The sequence below is a fragment of the Actinacidiphila sp. bgisy167 genome (assembly GCF_965342175.1).
GTDB lineage: Bacteria > Actinomycetota > Actinomycetes > Streptomycetales > Streptomycetaceae > Actinacidiphila.
This window is the reverse complement of the sequence record NZ_CBDRBL010000117.1, coordinates 1-13,889: the sequence shown is the minus strand read 5'-3', so window position 1 is coordinate 13,889 and position 13,889 is coordinate 1. Positions and strand designations below refer to the sequence as shown.

The window sequence follows — 13,889 nt, the reverse complement described above, 5'->3', positions numbered from 1 at the left end:
ACGCCCGTCGTCGGAGCCTTTTTACAGGCCCGGCGGCGGGCTTTTTCATGCCCTGATGTAAAGTCGGGTGGAATCATCGGAGCGTACGTACAACAGGAGGGACCCCCGGTGGAGGTCCAGGAGACAAGGGTGCAGACGGATCGCGTCTTCACGATCCCCAACATCCTGAGCATGGCACGGCTGTTGGGCGTGCCAGTGTTTCTGTGGCTCATCCTGTGGCCCGAGTTCGGCGGTCCGAAGGTCGACGGCTGGGCGCTGCTCGTGCTCGCCCTGAGCGGCATCAGCGACTACCTCGACGGGAAGCTGGCGCGTCGCTGGAACCAGATCAGCAGCCTCGGCCGGGTACTGGATCCGGCCGCGGACCGCCTGTACATCGTCTCCACGCTCGTCGGCCTCACCTGGCGCGGGATCCTACCCTGGTGGCTGACGGCCATCCTGGTGGCCAGGGACGCCGTCATGGGCGTGATGATCCTGGTCATGCGCCGGCACGGGTGGGGTCCGCCGCAGGTCAACTTCATGGGCAAGGCCGCCACCTTCAACCTCATGTACGCCTTCCCACTTCTGCTGCTGAGCGACGGCGACGGGTGGCTGAACACGCTCGCTGCTATTTTCGGATGGGCGTTCGCCGGATGGGGTACAACGCTGTATTGGTGGGCAGGGATCCTCTACGTGGTCCAAGTCCGCCGACTTGTCAGGGCGGACGCCACGGCCGACTGAGCCCGCGTACGCGGCAGGAGAGCTTCCGGCCGGTACCCCGCGTGTGACCGGCGGTCCGGGGGAACGCGTGGTCCGTCCGCGCGACACACGCACGGGTGAACGTCGGCAAGACAGCCGTCTCTTTGAGGAGGACGCTTCCGACATGAAGGCCGTCGTGATGGCCGGCGGCGAGGGCACACGCCTTCGCCCGATGACCTCGAGCATGCCCAAACCGCTGCTGCCGGTCGTGAATCAGCCGATCATGCAGCATGTGCTCAAGCTGCTCAAGCGGCACGGTCTGACCGAGACCGTGGTGACCGTCCAGTTCCTCGCCTCGCTCGTCAAGAACTACTTCGGCGACGGTGAGGAGCTCGGCATGGAGCTCACCTACGCGAACGAGGAGAAGCCACTCGGCACCGCCGGCAGCGTCAAGAACGCCGAGGACGCGCTCAAGGACGATGCGTTCCTGGTGATCTCCGGTGACGCCCTGACCGATTTCGATCTCACCGAGCTGATCAACTTCCACAAGGAGAAGGGCGGGCTCGTCACCGTCTGCCTGACCCGGGTGCCCAACCCCCTGGAGTTCGGCATCACCATCGTCGATGAGGAGGGCAAGGTCGAGCGCTTCCTCGAGAAGCCGACCTGGGGCCAGGTCTTCTCCGACACCGTGAACACCGGCATCTACGTCATGGAGCCCGAGGTCTTCGACTACGTCGAGCCCGACGTCTCCGTGGACTGGTCCGGTGACGTCTTCCCGCAGCTGATGAAGGAAGGCAAGCCCATCTACGGCTACATCGCCGAGGGCTACTGGGAGGACGTCGGCACCCACGAGAGCTACATCAAGGCGCAGGCCGACGTCCTGGAGGGCAAGGTCGACGTCGACATCGAGGGCTTCGAGATCTCGCCAGGGGTCTGGGTCGCCGAGGGCGCGGAGGTCCACCCGGAGGCGACGCTGCGCGGTCCCCTCTACATCGGCGACTACGCCAAGGTCGAGGCCGGCGCCGAGCTGCGCGAGCACACGGTGATCGGCTCCAACGTCGTGGTGAAGTCGGGCGCCTTCCTGCACAAGGCCGTCGTCCACGACAACGTCTACATCGGGCCCCAGACCAACCTCCGCGGCTGCGTCATCGGCAAGAACACGGATGTCATGCGCGCGGCGCGGATCGACGACGGCGCGGTCATCGGCGACGAGTGCCTGATCGGCGAGGAGTCGATCATCGCGGGCGACGTCCGGGTGTATCCGTTCAAGACCATCGAGGCCGGCGCCTTCGTGAACACGTCGGTCATCTGGGAGTCCAGGGGCCAGGCGAACCTCTTCGGGGCGCGGGGCGTCTCCGGCATCCTCAACGTCGAGATCACCCCGGAACTCGCCGTGCGCCTCGCGGGCGCGTACGCGACGACCCTCAAGAAGGGCGCCACCGTCACCACCGCCCGCGACCACTCCCGGGGCGCGCGAGCGCTGAAACGTGCCGTGATCTCGGCGCTCCAGGCCAGTGCGATCGACGTCCGGGACCTGGAGAACGTGCCGATGCCCGTGGCGCGGCAGCAGACCGCCCGCGGCAGTGCCGGCGGCATCATGATCCGGACGAGCCCGGGCATCCCCGACTCGGTCGACATCATGTTCTTCGACGAACGCGGCGCCGACCTGTCGGCCGCGGGGCAGCGCAAGCTGGACCGGGTCTTCGCGCGCCAGGAGTACCGGCGTGCGTTCCCCGGTGAGATCGGCGACCTGAACTTCCCGTCGAGTGTCTTCGACTCCTACACCGGCGCGCTGCTGCGGGCCGTGGACACGTCGGGCATCGCCGAGGCGGGTCTCAAGGTCGTGGTGGACGCCGCGAACGGCAGCGCCGGCCTGGTGCTGCCGAGCCTGCTCGGCCGACTCGGGGTGGACTCACTGACGATCAACCCCGGACTCAACGAGGCCAGACCGACGGAGACCGCGGACAGCCGGCGGGCCGGCCTCGTCCGGCTCGGGGAGATCGTGGCGTCCTCGCGAGCCGCCTTCGGTGTGCGCTTCGACCCGGTGGGCGAGCGGCTGTCGCTGGTGGACGAGCAGGGCAGGATCATCGAGGACGACCGGGCCCTGCTGGTCCTGCTCGACCTGGTCGCCGCCGAGCGCCGCAGCGGCCGGGTGGCGCTCCCGGTGACGACGACGCGCATCGCCGAGCAGGTCGCCGCGTACCACGGCACGCAGGTGGACTGGACGACGACCTCGCCCGATGACCTGACCCGGGTCGGCCGGCAGGACTCGACCATCTTCGGCGGGGACGGCAAGGGCGGTTTCATCGTCCCGGAGTTCAGCAGCGTCTTCGACGGCGCGGCGGCCTTCGTGCGGCTGATCGGCCTGGTGGCCCGTACCCAGCTCACACTGAGCCAGATCGACGCGCGCATTCCGCGTGCCCACGTCCTCAAGCGGGACCTGGCGACGCCGTGGGCGGTCAAGGGCATGGTCATGCGCCGCGTGGTGGAGGAGGCGGGCGACCGCTCCGTCGACACCACCGACGGCGTGCGCGTGGTCGAGGCGGACGGCCGCTGGGTGATGGTGCTGCCCGACCCGGCCGAGGCGGTGACGCACCTGTGGGCGGAGGGCCCGGACGACGCCTCCGCGCAGGCACTGATCGAGGAGTGGTCGGGCATCGTGGACAGCGCGGGCCGCTGAGCCCGGCGCGGCCACCGCTCACGGAACCCTGCCGGCGCGGCGAACGGCGCGTCGGCAGGGGCCCGTTCCAGGCCGTCGGCGAGGACGTGCGACGATGTGCGGCATGTCGCAGCAGCACCCCGATCGGAGCAGCGCCCCTGCCAGGGCGGTGAACCGCCGTCCGGACGCCTCCATGTCGCTGCTGACCAACGTCATGGAGCACAGCCTCGACGACGGATACGCCGAGGCCGCCGCCCGCCGGGGTGCGACGGGGACCTCCCGACTGCCCGGAACACTGCGCGGCCGTCTGGTGCTCGCCCTGGGGCTGGTGCTGGCCGCCGTGGTGGTCACCGTGGGCGCGGCGCAGACACGCGTGGCGGCCCCCACACTGGCCAAGGAGCGGCAGAAGCTCATCGACCGCATCGAGACCGAGACCCGTGCCGCCGACGATCTGCAGAAACAGGTCGACGAACTGCGCGACGACGTGGCGGCCAGGCAGCGGCAGGCGCTCAAACACCAGGACGGCGACGCCGAGCGCGTGGCGCTGCTCGCCGGGGCGACGCCCGTCACGGGACCGGGCATCCGACTGGAGGTCGACGACGCCAAGGGGTCCTCGGCGGGCGGCGGCAGCGATCCGCGCACGACCAGCGACTTCTCCGACACCGGCCGCGTCCGGGACCGGGACATGCAGCGCGTCGTGAACGGCCTGTGGGCGTCGGGGGCGGAGGCGATCTCCATCAACGGGCAGCGGCTGACCTCGTTGTCGGCCATCCGCGCCGCGGGTGACGCCATACTGGTCGACAACCGGCCGCTGGTACCGCCCTACATGGTTCTGGCCATCGGGGCTCCCCAGAAGCTGAGCACGTCCTTCCAGGACAGTGCGGACGGGCAGTACCTGCATGTCCTGGAGGAGAACTACGGGATCCGCGCGCGCATCTCCGAGCGGGAGAAGCTGGAACTGCCCGCGGCTCCGAGTCTGATCATCCGCTCCGCGACCCCGGTCCCGCCGACCGGGCCGTCGCCGGGCGCATCCGGAAGTGGGAAGGGTACGAATTGATCGCCGTACTGGGCCTGATCGTTGGAGTGGTGGTGGGCCTGGTGGTCCGCCCCGTCGTGCCGACGGTGGTCGAGCCCTACCTCCCGATCGCCGTGGTCGCCGCGCTCGACGCCGTCTTCGGCGGTCTGCGGGCTATGCTCGACGGGATCTTCGACGACAAGGTCTTCGTGGTGTCCTTCCTCTCCAATGTCGTCGTGGCGGCGCTGATCGTCTTCCTGGGTGACAAGCTGGGGGTGGGCGCGCAGCTCTCCACAGGCGTGGTCGTCGTCCTCGGCATCCGGATCTTCTCCAACGCCGCGGCGATCCGCCGCCATGTCTTCCGGGCGTGACAGCACGATGAGTGACGAGAACGACCAGACGCCTGAGCACCTGCCGGACGGTCCGGAGCGGCCGGAGTCGCCGCGCCCCGGTGCCCCGGAAACCTCCGGCGAGCCGCGCAGGCCGGCCGAGGGTGCGGAGCCCGAGCCGCCCGCGCGGCCCTCCCCGCCGCAGCGCCCGGAGCCGCCCGCTGCCGGGCCGACGCCGGCCGTCGGGCCGACGGAGGGCCGGCGGCAGCCGTCGGCGGACACGGGGGAACGCGAGGGACCTGAGGGACCCGAGGGCGCAGCGCCCGCCATGACCGGCCGTCAGCGCCTGGCGGCGGGGCTGTGGCCGCCGCGGGTGTCCCGCGCCCAGTTGATCGTCGCGCTGCTGCTGTTCGTGCTCGGGCTCGGTCTGGCCATCCAGGTCCGCTCCACCAGTGACACCGGCGCTCTGCGCGGCGCCCGCCAGGAGGACCTGGTGCGCATCCTGGACGAGCTGGACAACCGCTCGCAGCGACTGGGCGACGAGCGGCGGCGCTTGGAGGAGCAGCGCACGGAACTGGAGAACAGCTCCGACCAGGCCGAGGAGGCCCGCAAGCAGACCGAGCAGAAGGCCGAGCAACTCGGGGTGCTGGCCGGCACGGTCGCCGTCGAGGGGCCCGGGATCACGCTCACCGTCACGGACCCCCACCACACGGTCGAGGCGGACATGCTGCTCGACGCGCTCCAGGAGCTGCGCGCCGCGGGAGCGGAGGCGATCCAGATCAACGACGTGCGCGTCGTGGCCGACACGTACTTCACCCAGGGGTCGGGCGGTGTGCGGATCGACGGGCACAAGGTGAACGCGCCGTACCGGTTCAAGGTCATCGGTAATCCACAAGATCTTGAACCCGCCCTGAACATCCCGGGAGGCGTGGTACAGACTCTGGAGAAGGAGCAGGCCACAGCGGATGTCGCGCGATCGGAGAAGATCGTTGTCGATGCCTTGCGGCCGTCGGAGCAGCCTGACTACGCTCAGTCGTCAACCCGGTGAGGCCGGGACGCGTGGGGTGTGCGGGGGAGGGCAGCAGAATGCGGGGGGTCGCCGCACCGCCGGGGTGGTGCGTGAGAGAAACTGTGTGTTGGTCGTGACTGAGGGTTCGTCCTGCCCCACGGGCGGGTCTGTGTCGTTCAAGGGGAATCGCCCGTGAAGTTGTTCGGTAAGTGGTTCGGCAAGAGTTCGCGTCCGGCTGGTGACAGCCCCACGGCGCGTCACCGCGCGCCGCGGCACGCGCAGGGGGAGGAGCAGAGCGAGGAGCGCCCGCTGTTCCGTGACGGCGTCGCTGCTCCGGGTGGTGACATTTCGGGCGGTCCTGGCGCGGTTTCTGTTGACCCTGCGGCTGCGGGGCGCATAGGTTTCCAGCAACCATCAGCCTCTGTCACGGGTGGAGGGTCCTTGCCGGTCTGTGCGCGGTGCGGGTTCCAGAACGCGGAAGCGAGCCGCTTCTGCTCCAACTGCGGCGCGCCGTTGCGTGCCGGAGTGCCGTCCGAGCGCGCCTCCGAGACCACGTCCACGATCTCCATCTCGGGGATCGAGGCGTACGAGGCGGAGGCGACGGGACAGACCGCGCTGCCGGCGCTGTCCCCGGAGGCCCAGGCGGCGGTCGACGCGCTACCCCCGGGCTCCGCGCTGCTCGTCGTGCGCCGTGGTCCCAACTCGGGGAGCCGCTTCCTCCTGGACGGTGAGCTGACGACGGCCGGCCGCCACCCGGAGAGCGACATCTTCCTGGACGACGTCACCGTCTCGCGGCGCCACGTGGAGTTCCGGCGCGCACCTGACGGTTCCTTCACCGTCTCCGACGTCGGCAGCCTGAACGGCACCTACGTCAACCGGGAGCGGATCGACTCGGTGACCCTGTCCAGCGGCGATGAGGTGCAGATCGGCAAGTACCGACTGGTCTTCTACGCGAGCCAGTGGGGCGCCTGACCCGCGAGGGAAGGTTCATGCTTCGTACACCGTCGGGCGGTGCCGGCAACGGCACCGCCACCGCGGACGACCGGCTGCTGAGCATCGGAGCGGTGCTCAACGAGTTGCGGGAGGAGTTCCCCGAGGTCACCATCTCCAAGATCCGCTTCCTGGAGGCGGAGGGGCTGGTGGAGCCGCAACGCACCCCCTCGGGGTACCGGAAGTTCACCGTCCGGGACGTGGAACGGCTCGGGCACGTGCTGCGCATGCAGCGCGACCACTACCTGCCGCTCAAAGTGATCCGCGACCACCTCGACGCCCTCGATCGCGGGGAACCCCTGCCGCTGCCGTCCCCGGCCTCCGGGGAGTCCAGGGAGCTGCTCGAGGTCGGCACGGTGGAACGGGAGGCGCCGGCGGCGCTGCGCATCGGCAGGGAGGAACTCCTGGCCGCCACGGGCGCCGAAGCGGACGAACTCGCCCAGTGGGAGGCGTACGGCCTGGTGGAGGCCGGCCCTGAGGGCGACTATGACGCCGAAACGGTGAACATCGCAAAGATCGTGGCCGATCTCGGCCGTTTCGGGCTCGAACCGCGCCATCTGCGCGCGGTGAAGGCGGCCGCCGATCGTGAGGCCGGGCTGGTGGAACAGGTGGTCGCGCCCCTGCGCAGGCACCGCAATCCGCAGACCAGGACGCACGCGGAGGCCACCGCGCGGGAGCTGGCGGCGCTGTCGGTGCGGCTGCACGCGGCGCTGGTGCAGTCCGCGCTCGGGGTGCGGCTCTTCTGAGCCGGTACGGCCCGGACGCGCCCATTCGGCGACCGGCCGGGCCCGTCCCGACTACCCAAACCTGCCGGGCACGGCCTAGGGTTGCTGTGTGAACGAGCTCGACGTCGTGGGTGTCCGGGTCGAAATGCCCTCCAACCAGCCGATTGTGCTCCTGCGCGAAGTGGGGGGCGACCGCTACCTGCCCATCTGGATCGGGCCGGGGGAAGCCACCGCCATCGCTTTCGCGCAACAGGGCATGACTCCCGCGCGGCCGCTGACCCATGATCTGTTCAAGGACGTGCTCGAGGCCGTCGGCCAGACGCTGACCGAGGTCCGGATCACCGATCTGCGCGACGGCGTCTTCTACGCCGAGCTGGTCTTCGCCAGCGGCGTGGAGGTGAGCGCCCGTCCCTCGGATGCCATAGCGCTCGCGCTGCGTACCGGAACCCCCATCTACGGGAGCGACGGTGTGCTGGACGACGCCGGCATCGCCATCCCCGACGAGCAGGAGGACGAGGTCGAGAAGTTCCGCGAGTTCCTCGACCAGATCTCGCCCGAGGACTTCGGCACCAGCAACCAGTGAAGGCCCGCGGGGGCCATCCGAGCAGCCGTACCCCCACCGTGGACACGGGAAACCACCTTTGGGGCTGATATCACTCGGCGTGCCGAGCGTGGCGATCGTTGACGCACCCGGAGTGACTGCCTACCGTCGAGAGGGAAAGTCCCGATGGCACGTGCGCGTGCCCTGAGGGGTGCGAAGGGACGGGAGGTCGGCGTGAGAAGCACCGGCGACGGTACGGCCTTCGGCGGCCCGTATCCGATGCGCGGGGCCCTGGCCCGCAACGCCGCGGCGCCCCCCGGAGGGGGCTCGGGGGACACCTCGGGACAGCTTCCGGAGGGGGCCGGCGACAAGGTCGGCTACCGCGGGCCCACCGCCTGCGCGGCCACCGGAATCACCTACCGCCAACTGGACTACTGGGCGCGGACGGGGCTCGTGGAGCCGAGCATCCGCCCCGCGTACGGCTCGGGGACGCAGCGGCTGTACAGCTTCCGCGACGTGGTGGTCCTCAAGATCGTCAAGCGGCTCCTGGACACGGGGGTGTCGCTGCAGAACATCCGCACCGCCGTGCAGCACCTGCGCTCCAGCGGGCCGGCCGAGCTCACCCGCATGACGCTGATGAGCGACGGCGCGACGGTGTACGAGTGCACCTCCCCGGACGAGGTCGTCGACCTCCTCAAGGGCGGTCAGGGAATCTTCGGTATCGCCGTGGGCGTGGTGTGGCGGGACGTCGAGGGCGCTCTGTCGCAGCTGCACTCCGAGCGGGTCGACACGGGGGAGACGCTGGTCGGCCACAATCCGGGCGACGAGCTGGCGCGGCGCCGCAACCGCGCGGGCTGAGCGGTCGCGACACCACACCCGTCCGCAGCACCCGTCCGTCCGCCGTACAGGTGTACGGCGGATGTCGGACCGGTGGTGCACCATCGGTGACTGTGAGAAGCGCGCCGACCATCCTGCACCTGGACATGGACGCGTTCTTCGCCGCCGTGGAGCAGGCGGCGAAGCCGAGTCTGCGGGGGAAGCCGGTCGTCGTGGGGGGCCTCGGGCCCCGTGGCGTGGTGGCGACCGCGTCGTACGAGGCCCGGGTGCACGGTGTGCACTCGGCGATGGCGATGGCGCACGCCCGCCGGTTGTGTCCGAACGCCGCCTACCTGGTGCCGCGCTTCGCCGTGTACCGGCAGATCAGCGATGTGGTGATGGAGTTGCTGTCGCGGTTGTCACCGCTGGTCGAGCCGCTCAGCCTGGACGAGGCCTTCGTCGACCTGGAGGCGGGCGGCATCGCGGACGACCCGCGTGCGGTGGGGGAGCGGCTGCGAAGTGACATCAGGGCGGCGACCGGCCTCACCGGCTCGGTGGGGCTGGCGGGCTCCAAACTCCTGGCCAAGATCGCTTCGGAGCGGGCCAAGCCGGACGGGCTGGTGGTCATCGAGCCGGGCACCGAGCGCGAGCTGCTGGCCCCCTTGCAGGTGCGCACGCTGCCCGGGGTGGGGCCCGCGACGGCGGAGCACCTGCGACGGGCCGGCATCCTCACGGTCGGCGAGGTGGTGGAGGCGGGGGAGGCCGAGCTCGTCCGGCTGCTCGGCAAGGCGCACGGGGCCCATGTGCACCAGATGGCCCTGGGGATCGACGAGCGGCCCGTGGTCGCCGACCGCGAGAGCAAGTCGATCTCGGTCGAGGACACCTTCGACGTCGACCTCACCGACCGGGTGCGCGTCCGGCTCGAGGTGGACAGGCTGGCCGACCGCTGTGTGCGCAGGCTGCGCTCCGCGGGCCGTTCGGGCCGCACGGTGGTGCTGAAGGTGCGGCGGTACGACTTCACGACGCTGACCCGTTCGGAGACCCTGCGCGCCCCGACGGACGACCTGGCCGTGGTCCGGGAGACAGCGGCGCGCCTGCTGGAGGCCGTCGACATCACGGGCGGCGTCCGGCTGCTCGGAGTCGGCGTCGCCGGACTCGCCGACTACACGCAGGAGGACCTCTTCGCCCAGGCGGCGGAACGGGAGGAGGAAGCGGCGGGTGCGCTGGAAGGGACCTCGGAGGGAGCGCCGGAGGCGTCGGCGCCGGGCGCCCCGGAGCCGGGGGCCGTGGAGCGGCGCTGGATGCCGGGCCAGGACGTACGGCACAGCGAGTACGGCGCCGGGTGGGTGCAGGGCAGCGGGGTGGGCCGGGTCACCGTCCGCTTCGAGGAGCCGGGCTCGGCGGCGCCGGGGCGCGTGCGGACCTTCGCGGTGGGCGATCCGGAGCTGGAGCCGTCGGAGCCGCTGCCGCTGGTGCCACCGGATCAGCCGCCGTCGCGATGTCAGCTGTCGCCTGCCAGCGTGCCGAAGTCGCGGTCCGGCGGCGGTTCCGGCACGGGACCGGACAGGGAGGGCCCGCTCATGCCGTAGTGGTGGTAGAGCTGGAGCTCCTGTTCGGGGGAGAGGTGCCGGCCCACGCCGAAATCGGGGGCGTCTTTGATCAGTGCCTTGTCGAACGGCACGCGCAGTTCCTCGCCGGTGAACTCGCTCGGGTCCAGGGGCACGAACGCGTCGCGGCTGAAGAGACCGGTGCGCACCGCGGCCCATTCGGGCTCCCCGGTGGCATCGTCGAGGTACACCTCGTCGATGATGCCGATCTTCACTCCGTTGCGGTCGAAGGCCCTGCGTCCGATGAGGCTGCGCGGATCGATACCGGTCTGCACGGTCCCTCCAACTGGTCGCGTTTAATCCTATTTAGGCATGAAAGGTGGCAACTGTCACATGCCCCCTCACCGGACCGCGCTGGTAGGCTGAAGGCGGCTGCTGACCCCTTGCGGGAGAGTCCCGGCGACGCGGTGAACCGCACGCCGGGCGCCGAAGGAGCAAACCCTCCCCGGAATCTCTCAGGCATCCGTACCGCAGGGGTGAGGTCACTCTGGAAAGCAGGAACGGGCGCCGCACCCCTGTGCGCGTTCGCGTCCTCACCGACGGTGAAAGCCGCCCCGGCGTGTGCGGGACGGTGAAGCTCTCAGGTTCAGATGACAGAGGGGGAGGCCGTGTCGCGCCAGACCAGGAGGCCTCCGCAGATGACCGCCAACCGCATACCACTCTCCGAGCTGGAGCGCGGCATCCCCTTCGAGCAGCGCCACATCGGGCCCGACGCCGGTGCGCAAGCCAAGATGCTCGCGCAGGTCGGCTACGGCTCGCTGGACGAGCTGACCTCCGCCGCCGTCCCGGACGCCATCAAGAGCGCTGAAGCGCTCGGCCTGTCCGACGCCCGCACCGAGCCCGAGGTGCTCGCCGAGCTGCGCTCGCTCGCCGACCGCAACCAGGTGCTGCGGCCCATGCTCGGCCTCGGCTACTACGGCACCTTCACCCCGCCGGTCATCCTGCGCAACGTCATGGAGAACCCGGCCTGGTACACGGCGTACACGCCCTACCAGCCGGAGATCTCGCAGGGCCGCCTCGAGGCCCTGCTCAACTTCCAGACAGTCGTCGCCGACCTCACGGGGCTGCCCACCTCCGGCGCCTCGCTGCTCGACGAGGGCACGGCCGCCGCCGAGGCGATGGCGCTGGCCCGCCGCGTCGGCAAGGTCAAGGACGGCGTCTTCGTGATCGACGCCGACACCTTCCCGCAGACCGTCGCCGTCATCGAGACCCGCGCCGAGCCCACCGGTGTCGAGGTGGTGGTCGCCGACCTCAGCCAGGGCATCCCGGCGGAGATCGCCGAGCGCGGCGTCTTCGGCGTGCTGCTGCAGTACCCGGGTGCCTCCGGCGCCGTGCGCGACCTGAGGCCGGTTATCGAGCAGGCCCACGGGCTCGGCGCCGTCGTCACCGTGGCCGCCGACCTGCTGGCCCTGACCGTGCTCACCTCCCCCGGCAAGCTCGGCGCCGACATCGCGGTCGGCACCACGCAGCGATTCGGCGTGCCCATGGGCTTCGGCGGCCCGCACGCGGGGTACATGGCCGTCCGCGACGCCTACGCCCGCAGCCTGCCGGGCCGACTGGTCGGCGTCTCCGTCGACGCCGACGGGAACAAGGCCTACCGTCTCGCGCTGCAGACCCGCGAACAGCACATCCGCCGCGAGAAGGCCACCAGCAACATCTGCACCGCGCAGGTGCTGCTCGCCGTCATGGCCGGCATGTACGCGGTCTACCACGGCCCCGACGGACTGGCGCAGATCGCCCGCCGCACCCACCGCTACGCCGCGCTGCTCGCCGCGGGCCTGCGCGCCGGCGGCGTCGAGGTGACCACCGGCGCCTTCTTCGACACCGTCACGGCCCGGGTGCCAGGCCGTGCCGCCGAGGTCGTGGCCGCCGCCCACAAGGCCGGGGTCAACCTGCGCCAGGTCGACGCCGACCGGGTCGGCATCGCCTGCGACGAGACCACCGGCCGTGCCGACCTCGCCGCGGTCTGGGGTGCCTTCGGCGTCACCGCCGACGTCGAGACCCTGGACGCGGCCACCGAGGACGCGCTGCCCGCCGCCCTGGTCCGCGAGGTTGACTACCTGACCCACCCGGTCTTCCACCAGCACCGCTCCGAGACCGCGATGCTGCGCTACCTGCGCCGTCTCGCCGACCGCGACTACGCGCTCGACCGCGGCATGATCCCGCTGGGCTCGTGCACGATGAAGCTCAACGCGACCACCGAGATGGAGCCGGTCACCTGGCCCGAGTTCGGCGCGCTGCACCCCTTCGCGCCGGCCGACCAGGCCGAGGGCTACCTGACCCTCATCCGCGAACTGGAGGAGCGCCTCGCCGAGGTCACCGGCTACGACAAGGTGAGCCTCCAGCCGAACGCCGGCTCCCAGGGCGAGCTCGCCGGTCTGCTGGCCGTCCGCGCCTACCACCGCGCCAACGGCGACTCCCAGCGCACGGTCTGCCTCATCCCCTCCTCCGCCCACGGCACCAACGCGGCCAGCGCCGTGATGGCCGGCATGAAGGTCGTCGTGGTGAAGACGGCCGGCGACGGTGAGGTCGACGTCGAGGACCTGCGTGCCAAGATCGAGCAGCACCGCGACGAGCTCGCCGTGCTCATGGTCACCTACCCGTCCACGCACGGCGTCTTCGAGGAGCACATCGCCGACATCTGCGCCGCGGTGCACGACGCCGGCGGCCAGGTCTACGTGGACGGAGCGAACCTCAACGCCCTGGTCGGTCTGGCGAAGCCGGGCCACTTCGGCGGCGACGTCTCGCACCTGAACCTGCACAAGACCTTCTGCATCCCGCACGGCGGCGGCGGCCCCGGCGTCGGCCCGGTCGCCGTCCGCGCCCACCTCGCCCCGTACCTGCCCAACCACCCGCTCCAGCCGTCCGCCGGCCCGGAGACGGGCGTCGGCCCGATCTCGGCGGCGCCCTGGGGCTCGGCCGGCATCCTGCCGATCTCCTGGGCGTACGTACGGCTCATGGGCGGCGAAGGCCTCAAGCGCGCCACCCAGGTGGCGGTGCTGAGCGCGAACTACATCGCCAAGCGCCTGGAGCCGCACTTCCCGGTGCTCTACACCGGCCCGGGCGGGCTCGTCGCGCACGAGTGCATCATCGACCTGCGCCCGCTGACCAAGGAGACGGGCGTGACGGTCGACGACGTCGCCAAGCGCCTGATCGACTACGGCTTCCACGCGCCGACGATGTCGTTCCCGGTGGCCGGGACGCTGATGATCGAGCCGACCGAGAGCGAGAACCTCGCGGAGCTGGACCGCTTCTGCGACACGATGATCGCGATCCGCGGCGAGATCGAGCGGGTCGGCTCGGGGGAGTGGCCCGCGGAGGACAACCCGCTGCGCAACGCCCCGCACACGGCGGCGGCCCTGGGCGGCGACTGGGAGCACCCCTACTCCCGTGAGGAGGCCGTCTTCCCCGCCGGTGTGTCGGCCGCGGACAAGTACTGGCCGCCGGTCCGCCGCATCGACGGCGCCTTCGGCGACCGCAACCTCGTCTGCTCCTGCCCGCCGCTGGACGAGTACGACGCGTA

The 13,889-nt window shown here is 70.8% G+C and carries 12 protein-coding genes and 1 riboswitch; of the genes, 11 read left to right on the top strand and 1 reads right to left on the bottom strand.

Annotation, left to right across the window (positions count from 1 at the left end; translation table 11 throughout):
• Nucleotides 1-108: 108 nt before the first annotated feature.
• The 10 genes from ACRWND_RS28630 (at nucleotide 109) to ACRWND_RS28585 (ending at nucleotide 10,348) form a co-directional block, all read left to right on the top strand.
• Nucleotides 109-717 carry a CDP-alcohol phosphatidyltransferase family protein gene (locus ACRWND_RS28630; protein ID WP_431954493.1) on the top strand — a complete coding sequence of 203 codons (609 nt, stop codon included), beginning with the start codon at nucleotides 109-111 and terminating at the stop codon, nucleotides 715-717.
• Between the two features lie 142 nt (nucleotides 718-859).
• The gene (locus ACRWND_RS28625; protein ID WP_431954491.1) at nucleotides 860-3,355 is read left to right on the top strand and encodes a sugar phosphate nucleotidyltransferase; all 2,496 of its coding nucleotides are present in this window, start codon (nucleotides 860-862) and stop codon (nucleotides 3,353-3,355) included.
• 94 nt (nucleotides 3,356-3,449) lie between these two features.
• The gene (locus ACRWND_RS28620; protein ID WP_431954489.1) at nucleotides 3,450-4,391 is read left to right on the top strand and encodes a DUF881 domain-containing protein; all 942 of its coding nucleotides are present in this window, start codon (nucleotides 3,450-3,452) and stop codon (nucleotides 4,389-4,391) included.
• Entirely contained in the window at nucleotides 4,388-4,720 is a 333-nt protein-coding gene (locus ACRWND_RS28615; RefSeq protein ID WP_003984969.1) for a small basic family protein, read from the top strand. Before ACRWND_RS28620 ends, ACRWND_RS28615 begins: the two co-directional genes overlap by 4 nt.
• Nucleotides 4,721-4,727: 7 nt before the next feature.
• Entirely contained in the window at nucleotides 4,728-5,726 is a 999-nt protein-coding gene (locus ACRWND_RS28610) for a DUF881 domain-containing protein (RefSeq protein ID WP_431954483.1), read from the top strand.
• A gap of 111 nt (nucleotides 5,727-5,837) precedes the next feature.
• The gene (locus tag ACRWND_RS28605) at nucleotides 5,838-6,659 is read left to right on the top strand and encodes an FHA domain-containing protein (RefSeq protein WP_431954497.1); all 822 of its coding nucleotides are present in this window, start codon (nucleotides 5,838-5,840) and stop codon (nucleotides 6,657-6,659) included.
• 17 nt (nucleotides 6,660-6,676) lie between these two features.
• Nucleotides 6,677-7,423, top strand: coding sequence for a transcriptional regulator FtsR (gene ftsR, locus ACRWND_RS28600; protein ID WP_431954481.1), 747 nt, complete (start codon nucleotides 6,677-6,679; stop codon nucleotides 7,421-7,423).
• An 88-nt stretch (nucleotides 7,424-7,511) separates the two neighbouring features.
• Nucleotides 7,512-7,985 carry a bifunctional nuclease family protein gene (locus ACRWND_RS28595; protein WP_093716750.1) on the top strand — a complete coding sequence of 158 codons (474 nt, stop codon included), beginning with the start codon at nucleotides 7,512-7,514 and terminating at the stop codon, nucleotides 7,983-7,985.
• A gap of 192 nt (nucleotides 7,986-8,177) precedes the next feature.
• Complete coding sequence (locus ACRWND_RS28590) at nucleotides 8,178-8,801, top strand: MerR family transcriptional regulator (RefSeq protein WP_431954479.1); 624 nt, start codon at nucleotides 8,178-8,180, stop codon at nucleotides 8,799-8,801.
• A gap of 92 nt (nucleotides 8,802-8,893) precedes the next feature.
• Nucleotides 8,894-10,348 (top strand): DNA polymerase IV, encoded by a 1,455-nt coding sequence (locus tag ACRWND_RS28585; protein WP_431954495.1) that lies wholly within the window; start codon nucleotides 8,894-8,896, stop codon nucleotides 10,346-10,348.
• Here the strand turns inward: ACRWND_RS28585 and ACRWND_RS28580 are convergent.
• The gene (locus ACRWND_RS28580; protein WP_431954477.1) at nucleotides 10,261-10,641 is read right to left on the bottom strand and encodes a PRC-barrel domain-containing protein; all 381 of its coding nucleotides are present in this window, start codon (nucleotides 10,639-10,641) and stop codon (nucleotides 10,261-10,263) included. The two genes, ACRWND_RS28585 and ACRWND_RS28580, sit on opposite strands and share 88 nt — an antisense overlap.
• Nucleotides 10,642-10,742: 101 nt before the next feature.
• Nucleotides 10,743-10,847, top strand: a riboswitch (glycine riboswitch).
• Nucleotides 10,848-11,004: 157 nt separating this feature from the next.
• Between ACRWND_RS28580 and gcvP the strand changes: the two genes are divergently transcribed.
• The coding region (gene gcvP / locus ACRWND_RS28575) for an aminomethyl-transferring glycine dehydrogenase (protein ID WP_431954475.1) at nucleotides 11,005-13,889 on the top strand (2,885 nt) is incomplete at its 3' end.

Bases quoted from the DNA above. Each gene is read 5' to 3' on its own strand.
- ftsR (WP_431954481.1), top strand. From the start codon at position 6,677: ATGCTTCGTACACCGTCGGGCGGTGCCGGCAACGGCACCGCCACCGCG.
- ACRWND_RS28620 (WP_431954489.1), top strand. From the start codon at position 3,450: ATGTGCGGCATGTCGCAGCAGCACCCCGATCGGAGCAGCGCCCCTGCC.
- ACRWND_RS28610 (WP_431954483.1), top strand. From the start codon at position 4,728: ATGAGTGACGAGAACGACCAGACGCCTGAGCACCTGCCGGACGGTCCG.
- ACRWND_RS28625 (WP_431954491.1), top strand. From the start codon at position 860: ATGAAGGCCGTCGTGATGGCCGGCGGCGAGGGCACACGCCTTCGCCCG.